Source organism: Flavobacterium sp. PS2 (assembly GCF_046250155.1).
Lineage (GTDB): Bacteria > Bacteroidota > Bacteroidia > Flavobacteriales > Flavobacteriaceae > Flavobacterium.
This window is the reverse complement of the sequence record NZ_CP176426.1, coordinates 2,665,368-2,681,125: the sequence shown is the minus strand read 5'-3', so window position 1 is coordinate 2,681,125 and position 15,758 is coordinate 2,665,368. Positions and strand designations below refer to the sequence as shown.

General features: G+C 33.6%; 10 protein-coding genes. 8 read left to right on the top strand and 2 right to left on the bottom strand.

The features are described from left to right. Positions 1–148 precede the first annotated feature (148 nt). The 5 genes from ACJ6WR_RS11490 to ACJ6WR_RS11470 all read left to right on the top strand — a co-directional run bounded on the left by ACJ6WR_RS11490 (position 149) and on the right by ACJ6WR_RS11470 (position 6,323). On the top strand, positions 149–2,641 hold the full coding sequence (locus ACJ6WR_RS11490; protein WP_409417866.1) for a TonB-dependent siderophore receptor: 2,493 nt from the start codon (positions 149–151) through the stop codon (positions 2,639–2,641). A 63-nt stretch (positions 2,642–2,704) separates the two neighbouring features. Further along, positions 2,705–3,037, top strand: a complete 333-nt coding sequence (locus ACJ6WR_RS11485) for a hypothetical protein (protein WP_409417865.1) — start codon at positions 2,705–2,707, stop codon at positions 3,035–3,037. Between the two features lie 26 nt (positions 3,038–3,063). Next, positions 3,064–3,366, top strand: coding sequence for a hypothetical protein (locus ACJ6WR_RS11480; protein ID WP_409417864.1), 303 nt, complete (start codon positions 3,064–3,066; stop codon positions 3,364–3,366). A 3-nt stretch (positions 3,367–3,369) separates the two neighbouring features. After that, on the top strand, positions 3,370–4,917 hold the full coding sequence (locus ACJ6WR_RS11475) for a PepSY-associated TM helix domain-containing protein (RefSeq protein WP_409417863.1): 1,548 nt from the start codon (positions 3,370–3,372) through the stop codon (positions 4,915–4,917). A gap of 293 nt (positions 4,918–5,210) precedes the next feature. Further along, positions 5,211–6,323 carry a PepSY-associated TM helix domain-containing protein gene (locus tag ACJ6WR_RS11470; protein ID WP_409417862.1) on the top strand — a complete coding sequence of 371 codons (1,113 nt, stop codon included), beginning with the start codon at positions 5,211–5,213 and terminating at the stop codon, positions 6,321–6,323. Positions 6,324–6,380: 57 nt separating this feature from the next. On the opposite strand, the gene ACJ6WR_RS11465 is transcribed toward ACJ6WR_RS11470, so the two are convergent. Both ACJ6WR_RS11465 and ACJ6WR_RS11460 read right to left on the bottom strand, forming a co-directional pair. Further along, positions 6,381–6,728, bottom strand: coding sequence for a toxin-antitoxin system YwqK family antitoxin (locus tag ACJ6WR_RS11465; RefSeq protein ID WP_035618195.1), 348 nt, complete (start codon positions 6,726–6,728; stop codon positions 6,381–6,383). A gap of 176 nt (positions 6,729–6,904) precedes the next feature. Beyond that, positions 6,905–7,897, bottom strand: coding sequence for a TlpA family protein disulfide reductase (locus ACJ6WR_RS11460; RefSeq protein ID WP_409417861.1), 993 nt, complete (start codon positions 7,895–7,897; stop codon positions 6,905–6,907). Between the two features lie 267 nt (positions 7,898–8,164). On the opposite strand from ACJ6WR_RS11460, the gene ACJ6WR_RS11455 reads away from it, so the two are divergent. The 3 genes from ACJ6WR_RS11455 to ACJ6WR_RS11445 are packed head-to-tail and all read left to right on the top strand — an operon-like array spanning position 8,165 to position 15,739. Then, the gene (locus tag ACJ6WR_RS11455; RefSeq protein WP_409417860.1) at positions 8,165–8,611 is read left to right on the top strand and encodes a T9SS type A sorting domain-containing protein; all 447 of its coding nucleotides are present in this window, start codon (positions 8,165–8,167) and stop codon (positions 8,609–8,611) included. A 5-nt stretch (positions 8,612–8,616) separates the two neighbouring features. Further along, complete coding sequence (locus ACJ6WR_RS11450) at positions 8,617–15,327, top strand: RHS repeat-associated core domain-containing protein (RefSeq protein ID WP_409417859.1); 6,711 nt, start codon at positions 8,617–8,619, stop codon at positions 15,325–15,327. Between the two features lie 10 nt (positions 15,328–15,337). Further along, positions 15,338–15,739 carry a DUF6896 domain-containing protein gene (locus ACJ6WR_RS11445; protein WP_409417858.1) on the top strand — a complete coding sequence of 134 codons (402 nt, stop codon included), beginning with the start codon at positions 15,338–15,340 and terminating at the stop codon, positions 15,737–15,739. Positions 15,740–15,758: the final 19 nt, after the last annotated feature.

Sequence of the window (15,758 nt, the reverse complement as noted above, 5' to 3'; positions counted from 1 at the left end):
TAACAAATACAATCGTTTTTTGTTAAAAAACTGCAGAAGAAATAAATTGAAAGTACGTTTTTTACTTTATTTAGAATAGATAAAAATAATTTGGTTTGTTTGCATTCAACAACTAAATTTGCCCTATCAAAAACAATTCTAAATAATTATGAAATCCAAACTTACAATATCTTTTTTAAGTTTCTGTTTTGCGATGCTACTGAGTACCACGACTTGGGCACAACAAAAAGCTACTATTAAAGGTCAGGTTATTTTAACAAATAACGATACAGCCGACAATGTTTCGGTAGTTTTAAAAGGAACCAGAGTAGGAACAGTAACAGATGCTGAAGGGAAATATATCCTAAAGAACATTAAACCTGGAACCTATATTATAAAAGTATCAGTAATAGGTCAAACTACAAAAGAAAAGAAAATAACCGTTAACAGTGGTGACGAATTAATGGAAAACTTTACCATTAGTTCAAGTTCCGAAGAGCTAAGCGAAGTACTTATCAATACTAGGAAAAAAAATCATTACGCTCGTAAAGAAAACCAACAAGTATCAAGATTGCCACTGAAAAATCTTGAAAATCCGCAAGTATACACAACTATTACCGGTGAAGTTCTAAAAGAACAAGTCATAACTACTTTTGATGACGCCTTAAAAAATGCTTCTGGAATCACACAATTGTGGGCTTCAACAGGTCGTGCCGGAGACGGAGCTGGTTATTATTCTTTGAGAGGATTTGCAGTTCAGCCAACAATGGTTAACGGATTACCTGGTTTAACAAACGGAAGCTTGGATCCAGCAAATATTGATAGAATTGAAATAATCAAAGGACCTTCAGGAACATTATTCGGAAGCAGTTTAATTTCATACGGTGGATTAATCAACACAACTACAAAGAAACCTTACAGGACTTTTGGTGGTGAAGTAAATTATACTGTTGGCAGTTATGGTCTAAATCGTGCTACTGTAGATCTTAACACGCCATTAAATGACAAAAAAACACTAAACTTTAGAATCAATTCAGCTTACAACAAACAAAATAGTTTTCAAGATGCTGGATTTAGAGAATCGTTTTTTATTGCGCCTTCGTTATCATATGAGGTAAATGATAGATTGTCGTTTTTAGTAAACACTGAGTTCATGACTAATGAAAGTACTAATCCTACTATGCTATTTTTAGATAGAACAAGTCCATTAAGAGTTCACAACATTGCTGAATTAAAATATGACAACAACCGTTCCTATACAAGTAATGAACTTACAATGAAAACACCTTCGTATAACTTACAAGGTCAAATGAATTATAAAATTTCTAATCAATGGACATCACAGACTGTTTTTTCAACGAGTTCAGCGAAATCAATAGGAAACTATACTTATTTGTATGAATCAACAAGCAGAAAAGCTTTTGAATCAATCAAAGAAGGAATTGTTCTTGCCAGATCATTTACTGATCAAGATGCTAGAGATGTCTCTACTGATATTCAACAAAACTTTATTGGTGACTTTAAAATTGGAAAATTAAGAAACAGACTTGTAGTAGGTTTTGATTATTTCAACAGAACTGCCACAGATCATAACTCGGGTTGGTTCGGTAATGGTTTAGTATATATTGGAGATGACTTACAATCTTTCAATAACGTTATTGGTCGCCCTACAAATGGAGATACTGGCGACTTAACAAAAGCCGGATCTGATGCAATTATAGCAAATACTCCAAGAAATGATAACAAAACAAGACAAGAAGTTTATAGTGCTTATTTCTCTGATGTAATTAATTTCACACCTGCTTTATCAGCAATGATTAGTTTACGAGCAGACCGTTTTATAAATGGTGGTGATGTTACTACTAAAGATGACAACTACAATCAAACTGCTTTTTCTCCTAAATTTGGTGTCGTTTACCAACCAATTATAGACAAAGTTTCTGTTTTTGCTAATTATATGGATGGATTTTCTAATGTAGCACCAGGACAAAATCGTAATGCTGGTGTTGTTACTCCTTTAACATTCAATCCAGAACATGCTAATCAATTTGAAGTAGGAACTAAATTAAATCTTTTTAGAGATAAACTATACGCTACTTTTAGCTACTATGATATAAAAGTTACAGATAAAGTTTATGTAATAGAAACTCCATATGTTGACCCAACTGACCCAACTGCTGTAATACCTAATAATCAAGTTTCACATCAAGATGGTGGGCAACGTAATAAAGGTTTTGAAGCAGAACTTATTGCTAACCCAATTACAGGTTTAAACATTCTTTTAGGCTATAGCTACAATGATGCTGTTTTAACCGCAGGTGATCCTGATTTTGTAGGGTTTAGACCAGAAAGTGCAGGACCACAAAACTTAGCAAACCTTTGGGCTACTTATAAATTTTCTCAGGGATTCTTAAGAGGTCTCGGAGTAGGTTTTGGAGGGAATTACGTTGGAGATAACAAAATCATGAACAGAGCTACTGCAGGAACATTTACAATTCCTGAATACACAGTAATCAACTCATCTATATTTTATACTACGGAGAAATTCAGCGTAACATTAAAATTAAATAACATCACAAACGAAGAAATTTATGATGGTTGGTCTACAATTCATCCAAAAGACCCAAGGACTTTTGCAGCAAGTTTCACTTATAAATTCTAAAAACTCACCAAAAGCATCTTCCTGAAATTTACTTAGGAAGATGCTTTTTTTAATTATAAAATCATGATAACAATAGCCAGTCTTTTCGTTTTTATCTCTTTTTATACTTTATACTACACATCCAAAAGAGCCGTACTATCTTATAATTTTGATTATCAAAAATGGATGCAGAGAAATCCAAAACAAACCAAAATTACAGGATTATGTTTGCTTCTCGTAGCCTATTCATTATGGCTATTAACCGCTGCATTGGGTTCGGCAACTTTATTCTTTTTTATACAATTAATGACTATTGGTAGTTTGGTTATCATATTAACTCCCTTAAAAGTTATTAATAACATCGGAATCATAATTCTATTTGCTGCCACTGGATTATTAGAATTTTACTATTACTAAATCAACCATTTGCTTATCTTAAAAATATGCCTGCAAACCCTAAATATTTAACCCAATCCGGATGGCAACGTTTTGCCAAAATAACCGCAGCAATACTTGGTGGTTATTTCGTTTCTGTAAGTTTTCATCTTGCACTAGCTTCATGGGTTAGTCATGTTAATGTTATCATGACAATGGCTTTTAGCGGATTCATTCTTTGGGTTGTTTTAATGGTTATTGCTTTTTTAGCAAAAAACGGCTGGAAAATCTGGGGTATTTATCTTTTACTAACCTTAATTTTTTGCGGTATTATATACCTCGGACAAACCTATAACCCTATCACTGGATAATTTATGAATAACAGGAACTACAATATCTATTTCCATACACATACAGTAAGTGGCATCGTAATAAGTGTCGTGTTATTTGTTATTTTCTTTGCTGGATCTTTTTCGTTTTTTAGAGATGAAATCATCAATTGGGAACGAAGTGAATCTGTAGCAATTACAAAGGAAATTCAATTAGACTACGATAAAGCGTTAAAGAACCTAGATAAAGAATATACCTTACACGGAAGAAACATATCTATTTCTAAAAACAGTGCCGAAAGAAGAGTAAATATATATCTTGAAGGTACCAAAGATTCTTTGGCTGCAGCCAAATTAAAAGAAGGCTCATTTTTTTATTTAGACACCAAAAACTTCAAAACCCATACTTACGAAGACTCCTACTCATTAGGTGAGTTTTTATACCGACTGCATTTTCTTGCACAAGTTCGTTACCCAATAGGATATTATCTATCGGGATTTGTAGCATTGTTTTTTCTATTTGCAATTGTAACTGGTGTTTTACTGCATTGGAATAAAATCATTTCTAACTTCTATATATTTAGACCAAAGGAAAAATTAAAAACGTTATGGACCGATGCACACACATCGTTAGGAATGCTAGGTCTGCCTTTTCAATTTGTATATGCAGTTACTGGTGCATTCTTCATGATTAAATTATTAATCGTTGCTCCAAGTGTAATGGCACTTTATAAAGGAGATCAGGACAAACTATATAAAGATTTAGAATACACAGATCCAGAATATAAATTTGACAATAAAAAATTGGCAACCCCATTTAGCATCGATGAATTGGTGGCTAAAACCAAAAACAATTGGAACGATTTTGAAATCACTCGTGTTTATATCCAAAATTATGGCGATGCCAATATGCATGTTTTGGTAGAAGGCGAGATGAAATATGACAAAAAATTCACCGGAATCGGGAAAGTAGTCTATAAGGTTGCCTATGGTAAAGTCGTTGCCAAAAAAGATCCAATTACCCAAACAAGCTATCTCGATGTTGTGAAGAATGTTTTATACAGAATTCACTTTGGTGATTATGGAGGATATGCACTCAAAATAATAAGTTTTGTACTTGGTATCATTACTTGCTTTGTAATTATATCGGGCGTTATGATTTGGTTAGTTGCAAGAGACAAGAAAAACATGCCCGAGAAGAAACGTCGTTTTAACGAAGGTGTTGTACGAATCTATTTAGCAATATGCCTGAGCATGTATCCTATTACAGCTTTAGCTTTTATAACAACCAAAGTTTTTTACCCTTTGGGTCAATCAAACATTTACTGTATCTATTTTATAGGCTGGTTGTTATTAGCCATCTTTTTTATTCTAAAAAAGAACAATGCATTTACAAATAAGTTCTCCTTATTATCCGGAAGTATTTTAGGATTCCTTATTCCTGTTGCAAACGGAATTTGTACTGGAAATTGGTTCTGGGAAACATTTGCTCAAAATGAAATTCAGATATTCTTTATCGATGTGTTCTGGATAGTTCTTGCTTCGATTACACTTTACATTTCATTTCGTTTAAACAAAAAAGAAAACAATTAGGCAGACTGCTTACAAAGTACGCGGATAATACAGATTTACTAAAGTAAAGACGCGGATAAAAACGGATTTTTTAAAGCAATACAAAAAATCCGTTTTTATCCGCGTTTTCGCGTAAGCGAATCCGTTTAATCCGCGTTCCATTTTTTTAGACAATGCTTATTTCAGGACAAAACAAAGACAGTCATCCAAAATAAATCGATATAATTTGTGGGTTATACATTTAGAATCTACTTTTGCCTATTGCTAACAATTCTAAATAAAAGATACAATGCTGTCTTTTCGCAAATTGAAATATGGGTTTTAAGAAAAAAATACGCTTTATACACAAATGGCTCGGATTAACTTCTGGACTTATTGTTTTTATTGTAAGCATTACAGGTTGTATCTTTTGTTTTCACGATGAGATAAAAGATATTACTCGTAAAGAATGGCGTTTGGTTGAGCCACAAAACAAACCCTTTATGCTCCCTTCGGTTTTACAGGAAAAAGCCAAAGAGATACTTCCTAACTATAAATCGAGCATGGTTTCCTTTTACGGAAAAGACCGCTCAGCGATTGTTTACACCTATTCCGACACCGAGAACTTATACCTTTATTTTAATCCATATACAGGAGAATACCTAAAAACGGAAAATCCCGAAACTGACTTTTTCATCATCGTCGAATACATTCATTTGTACTTACTCCTACCCGATTATATAGGAAAACATATCATTGGCGGTGCGACTATTATTTTTATACTGTTATTAATTACTGGAATAATCCAATGGTGGCCTAAACGCAAAAGCGACATCAAACGTAGCTTAAGTGTAAAATGGTCTGCCAAATGGCGCCGTGTTAATTATGACTGGCATAATACGTCTGGTTTTTACATTTCTATAATCATTGCAATAATTGCGATAACAGGTTTAACCTTTACTTACGAATGGGTTGGCGACGGAATTTACAAAACCTTCAACTTTGGTGGCGATAAAGCTTTAGAAACTAAAGCTCCAGTTGTCGACACCACAAAGTTTGATTATAATACATCTGCAGCCATAGATCGTGCTTTAGTACAAACTATGATAAAAAACCCAGAAGCCGAAATGTTCTATGTAATGATTCCACAACAAAAAGGAGATGTTATAAATACTGGTGCCTATCCTCATTCTTTACGATATGACCAACAAAGCAATTATTACTTCCATCCTTATGATGGCGAATTGATACAGAGCGACCCTTTTGAGAAAAAGAGTTTAGGTTTGCAAGTGGTCGAAATGAATTATGGTATTCATACAGGACAGATTCTGGATTTACCAGGAAAGATAATCGCTTTTATCGCTAGTTTAATAGCAGCATCATTACCCGTAACAGGATTTATCATCTGGTACGGAAGGAATAAGAAAAGCAAATCATCAAAAAAATAAGCACAAAAAAAAGGTTGTTCAAAATTTGAACAACCTTTCTTGGTTTTATAATTAGTCTTAGTTTCTGTTTGCAAGTGCGTCTTGTTTCCAGTTTTTAACTGATGCTACACGACTATCAGAATAATCTACTTCACTAAGATTAGATCCATTCCAGAAAAACCATTTACCTGTTTTTTCACCGTTCGCGTACAATCCTGTCGATTTTTTATTTCCATTTTCATCAAATGCAACCCAGACACCATCTAATTTACCGTCTTTAAAAAAACCTTCTTGTTGAACTTTACCATTCTCATAGTAATAAGTAGCTTTTACTTTTTGTCCAACAGCTTCTAATACTGGCTTAGTTTCTTGTGCAACTAAAATTCCAGAGAACAATATTGCAACTAAAATCACACACTTTTTCATATCTTTAGTTATTAATGTTTTAAAATCTATAAACAAATATAACTAATACTTTACATTAAAAAAACTTTTACTTAACAATTTGGTAACATTGAGTAAAAACTTAACATTGGAAATTAAAAGTGTGTTTAAAAGCAATACTTATCAATGTATCAGCACATTAGGAATTAATAAGATTTTTAATTCAATAATTTATCTAGCTCAACATAAAGATCAGGCGAAGAAGGCCTTTGTGCATCAGCATTTATAACATTTCCTTTTGGATCAAGCAAGATAAATCTAGGAATTCCATTTACACCATAATTTACCACAAATTCAGATTCCCAATCTTTATCTGCAAATAATTGTGTCCCTCCTAATTTTTTATCATTTACAAACTTTTTCCATTTTTCGTGATCTTTAACCTTATCAATAGAAATACTTACGAATTCAATATTCTTACCATGATATTTTTCTTCTGCTTTTTGCAAGAAAGGAATTTCTGCTCTACAAGGTCCACACCAAGTTGCCCAAAGATCGATATAAACATATTTTCCTTTTAAGTCAGAAAGCTTTGTTTTACCACCTTTATAATTTTCATAATCAAAAAGAGGAGAAGGTTTTCCATTCAGTTTTTTAGTCTTAGCAGCATTTTCATAAGCTTCCTGTGCATAAGCATGTGATTTTTCTAATGATTTTTTTACCGCTTCTTTAAATTCAGGATCAAAATCACCTTTCTCAATATTTGCTAAATCAGCTTTCTTCTTTACTTCCAAAAGATTTGCAAACTCTAAAGCTTCTTTTGCGAAAGCTTCTTCCTGAAATTTCTCATCTGCCAATGCCGATTGAGCCAAAAAGTTACTCTCGTTAGTTCCTTTACCTTTATAAACAATCGTTTCATCAAATAATTTAGCATCCATTACCAAGTTAATATCCGAACCTGGTTTTAAATAAAGACTTGATGCCTCAGTTCCATCCGAAAATTGATAAAATCCTTTAGGCGCATCAAATGTTGCCACAAAAATTTGTTTCTTGTCTATCGGAATAACTTGCTTAAAGTTATTTTTTCCTCTAATAACAAGCGTATCGCTGTTTCTGTTAGAGATTTTTGCTGTAAATTTTATCTTGCTTTCACTGTTCTGTGCAAAGGTTACCCCAACAGAAAACAGCAACAAAAAGGTCATTTTTTTCATAATATAATTAATAAGTTCAGGTAAAAATAATCAATTCTATAATTCAAATTACCATGGTCAAAACGTTTGGCAAAAAAATGCACTTATATAATTCAGCACTTTTACTATAACAGCATTCTTATTATTATAGCAAAATCGCCTCCCCTTAAATAGAATGAATATAAAATAGCGCTTATTTTATTTATTCAACAAAATAATAATATTCTTACACAATATTTTATAAATTAGACAATTGTAAGTTATTAATTATAATTTAATAAAATAAATATGAGAAAATTCATTGTTATTATAATTTTAGGTGTTTCGATAACAGCAAAGGCACAACAAAAACTCACATTTAGTTATGATAATGCTGGTAATCAAATAAGTCGTGTATTGTGCATTAATTGCCAATCTAAACCTTCCAATGAAATAAAAGAAATTGAAGCCTTGGTCGAAGATGATTTGTTAAAATTCTCTTCAGAAGACTTTATTTCCTACTACCCTAATCCGGTGAGAGAAGAATTATATCTCAAATGGGAGCTCGCAAATGACAATACCGTTTCGTCAATTCAGGTTTATGCTATGAACGGACAACTCCTAAAAACCTTTTTCAAGACAGAAAATATAAACACTCAAAATATAGCATTCCAGGATTACCCTGCCGGAGTATATATGGTTGCATTGATTTATACCAGTGGAGAACAAAAAACAATTAAGATAATTAAACAATAGTAGCTATGAAGAAATTATACTTTACTCTTGCGTTTCTCGGATTTACTCTGTTTACAGTAGCACAAACCTCTACAGGTAATTCTACCGAAGTTGGAATAACTGAAGGTGAATTAGCAGTTTCATTATCTGGAGGGGCTACTTATGCAATTCCTATTGCAGTACCGCCTGGTATTAATGGTGTTGTACCACAAATAAGCTTAGTTTATAATAGTCAGGGAGGTAACGGAATGGCTGGTAATGGCTGGAATATCTCGGGAGTATCTTCTATAACAAGAATTCCTGCATCTAAATTTCATGATGACAGAGTTGGTGCAGTATCTCTTAATGCCCAAGATCGTTTTGCTCTGGACGGACAACGTCTTGTTGTTAAAACTGGAATCTATGGAGCAAATGAAACTGTCTATGAAACCGAAAATTTCTCCAATATAAAAATAACCTCTTATGGAGTACATCCTAATGGAGCCAATTATGGACCTGCTTATTTTAGAATAGAATATCCAGATGGTTCAAAGGCTTCTTATGGCATCTCTACCGATTCACGTTCCATAACGGAGTGGTCTATTACTTATTGGGAGAATGCTCAAGGTGTCAGGATAAATTATATATATGTGCTAACCAATAATACATTGAATATTGCTTCAATAAAATATGGATCAAGAACAACAGAAGCATCTATAAACGAAATTCAGTTTATATATAAACCAAGAAAAATACATGAAGAAAGTTATGTAGGAGGACATAAACTTCTAAATAACACGATATTGAGCGAAATTAAGGTATTTGGTAATGGTGTTGGGTATAGACAGTACAAGCTGGAACATCCCGAGACTTCATCTATCAGATACGAACAATTAGAACGTATTACCGAAAAAAGTGGTGATGGGCTTATAAATTATAATCCTACTATTTTTACTTACGATAACACAAGTAACTCTATAAGATATTCGTCAAATCCTGCAGCCCTAAGTCTTGGAGCAATTACGTCATTAAATTCCGCAACAGTATCAGGAGATTTTGATGGAGATGGTAATATGGATTTTTTACTTTATCCAACTAAAACGGCAGAAGCAAAAACTAAATACTGGCTTTTTTCAGGTATAAATCCAAGTCAAACCAATCAAACCATTTATAATTTTGGAGTGGAGCATCCTATTGGAAATTTTGAAGAGATTTTTGCCGTTTCTTTTTTAAATCAGGATTATAAATTATCACCACAACAAGGCTGGACAGTGATAAAAACCGATGCCTCTACAAATGTTACTAAATTTAGCACTTATACTACTAGTTTATATACCCAAATTACTACTCCTTACGAAAAGCAATATACATTTCCTAAATTCACTTATTATAATGCGCATCCAATGAGTTGTGTACAAAGCAGACCTAAACTTGAAGTTAAGGTAGACATCCCTAAAAACTATATAAGCGGAGATTTTAATGGCGATGGATTAACAGATATCGTTGCATTGGAACAAAATTACTACTATACTACTCAAGTTTGTAATGGTGATAGGCTTATGAGTTATCCCGATACTCGTGAAGGAACTGCTTATTTTGTGAATTTAGACAGGAGATTAACCAGTGATTTTGTAGTCAATGCAGGTAAAATCCCTATAGCAAAAGGCAGTATAGTACAAACTGGCGATTTTAACGGCGATGGCAAAACGGATATTTACGTTTTTAACGCGGGAATAGTAAGTGTCTATGGCATGGATGACAAGAATAAATTTGTTTTGTTGTTCAAAACCACCACAACCGATATTAATATCATGATTAATATGCCTATATTAATGGGAGATTACAATGGTGATGGTAAAACCGATTTTATGATTCCTAGAGGTGTTGCGTATCGAGAATGGTATAGATACTCAGCTACTGGAACCGGTTTTAATAAAGAAACAAAAACGTATCCCGATTCGTTTCAAGCAAATGATCCTTATAATTCTTTTAATTACATAACAACTGATTTTGACAAAGATGGAAAAACCGATTTAGTAGTAGTAAGAAGTTCTAGCAACTCTACTACATTGGGGGCTTTAGCAGTTAAATGTTATGTACAAGACGATACTAATTCATTTTATCCATTAGAATGGATCCAACAATTAATACCTAATGTTGATCAGTATGCGCTACCTATTTATTTGCCTATGGTAGATAGTAAAAAACCAAAATTTGAAATTGCATTTATTAATAACAATAAACTTCATTTTTTTGATTCATCAAAAGATTCAGGTAGAGACCGTTTGCTAAAAACAATTACTACAGGCAATGGTGTCAAAGAAACAATATCATATCAATCACTAGATCCTACCTATAGAACAAATTACAATCAAGTTTATTCCTCTAGTATGTTAACAGAGAAATATCCTAATTTTGATATTGTAGCTTCTCCCAATTTTCAAATTGTAACACAAGTAGAAAAAGAAAGTGCATCTGTCAGGAAAAAGAAATTGTTCCTTTATTATGGAGCAGTTACTAACTATGAAGGACAGGGATTTATGGGATTTCGCTCAACAGTGCGTACCAATTGGCATGATGATTCGCAACCTATTATATCAAGCATGTCAAAATTTGATATCGATTTAAGAAGCGCTAATACTGAAAATTATACTGTATTGGGCATAGCCTCTCCTTTATTATTACCTACCGGTACTCTAACTGCTAAATCAATTGTAAAAGAAGGCAATTATACCGTAACAGATGCAGACAATCTGATTGCTACCCAGCAAATTATTCTTAAACCCGATACAACGATAAAACAAGGAAGCACCTTTACTGCCAAAGTAAACCCAGAGGCAAATGCATCTAGTAATACACCGATTAATTATATTACAAAATCGATAATGACTTACGAAAGTAATTTATTAGCGAATAAAGTCTTTAAACTCCAAAATATAAATACTAAAGAGTACAATGGTTTAGAGAATACTAATAGCGAAACAAATACTAATTATGATGTTTATGATAACCCAACAAAATCGACAACTATACTAAAAGAGGGAAATACTGTTGTGCAAACGAATGTTCAAGAGGTAACATATGAATCTTCTCCAACCCCTTATATTGTAGGCAGGCCAAAAACTAAAAATCAAAGCATAACCGTTACGGGAGATGTTATGACAAGTCAGGAAGTATATTATTATAATGGAGCTCAATTACTTGAGAAAATTGAAAAAACAGGAACAGCCACCAATACCATAACCGAAGCTAATAGTTATGATATTTTTGGGAATGTTACCAAGAAGACGATATCTGCCCCAGGACTTGCGGCTCGTGTTACCGATTATCAATATGATGCATCGGGACGATTCTTAACGAAAGTTATCGATGCAGAACGACTGGAAACCAAATTTGTAAACAACCCAAACAACGGAACATTAGAAAATGTCACCGATGCTTATGGCATAACTACTTCGTACACCTATGATAAATGGTTTAAAAAACTAACTGCCAAAAATGAGAAATTAAATAAAACAGTTTCCTATTCGTATACTAAAAATGAAAAAGAAACCATTTTCAGAACTATTGGCGACCTCTCCGATGGCAGTTATACAGAAGAAATTATGGATGATTTGGGCAGAACTATAAAAACAGGTATAAAAGATGTAAACGGAAAAATGTCTTATGTCTCTTATTTATATGATATTTATGATCGCAGTTATAAAGTAAGCGAGCCTTATTTTGGTAGCTCTCCTACACAATGGAACGAGACTAAGTTTGACAGTTATGGCAGAGCTGTAGAGGGAATACTATTTACAGGAAGATCTACGACTACCAGTTATCCTGGATTAACAACCACCTTTAACGATGGATTAAAAAACAAAACAGCCATAAGAGATGCAGCAGGCAACATCCTCTCTGTACAGGAAAACACAGGAGGAATCATCAATTACAAATATTTCGCCAATGGGAATTTAAAAGAAACCAGTTATAATAGTACAACTATTAAAATGGAACAAGATGGATGGGGACGTAAAACCAAATTAATCGATCCTACAGCTGGAACTTTTGTTTATGAGAACAATGACTTTGGAGAGTTAAGATCTGAGACTACTCAAAACGGCTCGATAGTAACCACCATTGAGCGCGATGCTACAGGAAAACCAATTAAAAAAACGATTACTGGGCCATTTACTAATAGTGAGACGAACTATGTTTATGATCAAGCAACAAAATTACCAACCGTAATTACATTTACAGACAAACTGGAAGCTCCAGGATTCAATACAATAATTACCACACTTACTTATGATCCCGATTATAAAAGAGTAGTAACAATTGTGGAAGACAAAGTAGGCTATGCCAAATTCACAAAAACATTTACCTATGATGGACTAGGAAGAATAGATATAGAAACCAAGAAAGCCGAAATAGGAACTAAATCGAGCACTGTAGCTACAAAATATAAATACCAGAATGGCGCTTTGTACCAAATACTCGACAATGCCACATCGCAGGTATTGTGGCAAACCAATGCATTAAATGCCAAAGGACAAATATTAGAGAATACTATTGGCAACGGCATAAAGATGACCAATGAATATGATAGTAATGGATATCTAAAAAAAATACAGCATGACAAAACAACCAACCCTGCAGGTAATATCATAACACTTACCACAGCGTTTGATAAAAACACTGATAACCTGGACAGTCGTACCAATAGTACTTTTGGCAATTGGACCGAATCGTTTAAATACGATGATCTGGAACGATTAACCGAATTTACCAATAGCTATGGCAAGCAGGAAACTCAAAATTATGAAGTATCAGGAAAGATAAAAGATAATAACTTAGGAACATATCTTTATGAGGAAAGCAGCAAGCCCTATCAAAATACGGCTATCGATTTAACACCAGAGGCTCTAAAATATTATGCTGATAGAGCAATCGTATTTTATGACGGGATGGAAGACAGAACTGGATGGACTACAGATGCCTATGATCCGCAAAAAATTACATTTACACAATCTGGTTGTGTCGGGAATTCTACATTACAATTAGCTACATCAGGTCCCAATATCACAAATACGGTAACATCCGATAAAATAATTCAAATAAACAATACAATCGATACCAAATACACATTTTCGGCAAGGATATATACTACCAGACCCAAGGCAGAAGTACGTTTACTGCAATACGAAAATAATGAAACAGTTCCTTTAAAAAGCGAATTCCTTACTACAAAAAATACAATTGGCTGCACATATGTAACAAAAACGTTTATAATACCAGCCAATATCAAGCAATTAAGAATTCGCTTAGATGTATTAGGTACACAAATGGGTACGGGCGAAGCTTTTTTTGATGAGATAACCTTACATAGAGCCGATGATGTTTTTAGAAGTAAAGATCCAAAACTCATTGTAGATTATAATGCTTTTAAAAGCCCGGTAAAAATAGAAGAAACAGGTGTCGACAAAATAAACTTTACTTATAACGACGACAACCAGCGCAGCTCTATGTTTTATGGCAGCCTCGACAGCGATAAAGCATCAAAACCATTAAGGAAACATTATGCTACCGATGGCAGTATGGAGATAAAAGAGAACAGAGTAACCGGAGCACTAGAATTTATAACCTACGTAGGAGGAGATGGATATTCGGCACCAATAATAGCAAAAAGCGACGGTACCAATACTCCAAATTATTTATATTTACATCGCGATTACCAAGGCAGTATTATGGCAATTAGCGATGCTAATGGTACAGTAATCGAGAAGCGACTATATGATGCATGGGGTAAAATAAGCAAAGTACAGGATGGAGCAGGAAATAACCTTCCTGGATTAACAGTGCTAGATCGAGGGTATACAGGACATGAACACCTACAAAGTGTAGGGCTTATTAATATGAATGCCCGATTATACGACCCGATGTTGCATCGATTCTTATCTGTCGATAATTATGTACAGGATCCAACAAATACCCAAAACTATAACCAGTATGGGTATGTAATGAACAACCCATTAAAATACACCGATCCAAGTGGGAATAAAGCATCTGGAAACGGAAAAGATTGTGTAGATTGTGGGCTCACTCCTACCGAACAAACAGGTATAGGAAACGGGATTAAGTTTATAGTAGACAATTGGGATAGTTGGGGCATTAAAGATTGGGTAAAGGAAAAAATAAGCCTTAAGAATTTGTTTGGCAAAAAGAATCGTAATCGTGATTCAGAACCGCCACCTCCTCCGCCTAATATGAGTAGTTATGTGAATATGAATACTTCAGGTAATCAGAGTTTACACTTTACCAAGTATTCAGTACCAATAAACGGAAATGGCCTTACAGTTAAACAGTGGGAAAATTTACCATGGCTTAAAAGAATATTTTCAGATAGGCCTGGCACATTAGGAGGAAATGGTATTTTAGGTTTTGTTTCAGGAGGAGGAGGAATGAAGTTTGTCCAGTATTCAGGAGAAGGTTTAAAGCTTTTAAAAAGCACAGAACTTTATAATGGAGCTGCACAAAGTGAGGTCGCAATTGCTGAAATTATAAGTAAAATGAAAGCTGGTGATCCGTCTATTTATATAAGACCTGTTTATACTTATCTTCATAATGGACAAAGATATATTCTGAATGGACACCACAGGATTACTGCTGCAATAAGATCAGGTGAGACTATAGAAGCTATTGAATTGACAGGGGCAAAGATGTATCATCAATTTGGTATTAAAATGGAAGAAATATGGGCGGGATTACATTTTTAAATAATTTTATATGAAACAAATTTTAATCGATTATGTGGTTTTTATAAGGGGTTTTGAAAATTCTCTGAAAATAAAATACAATATAGATAGAAACCCATGTGAAGTAGCGGGGTATCTCTTTGAAAAAAAAGGTGTTATAGATGACATTGAGTATAGGTTTCACGGCACTGGATGTACCGCGGAAAAAGATGGTGTAACTTATGCGTATGATATATCAATATTTGTAAAAGATGAAATTGAATTTTCATTATGGGAATTTTCAGAATTTATTAAAACACATCCTGATTATAGTAAATTAAATTACGATTCTGTATATATCGAAAATGAATTAGCTAAGTTAATCGATGAAGGTGTTTTGGCTTGGTTTGAAATTATGGGTCGTGTCTATAAAACTTATAGAGTTTTAATATAAAAAGAACTACACTCTTCTT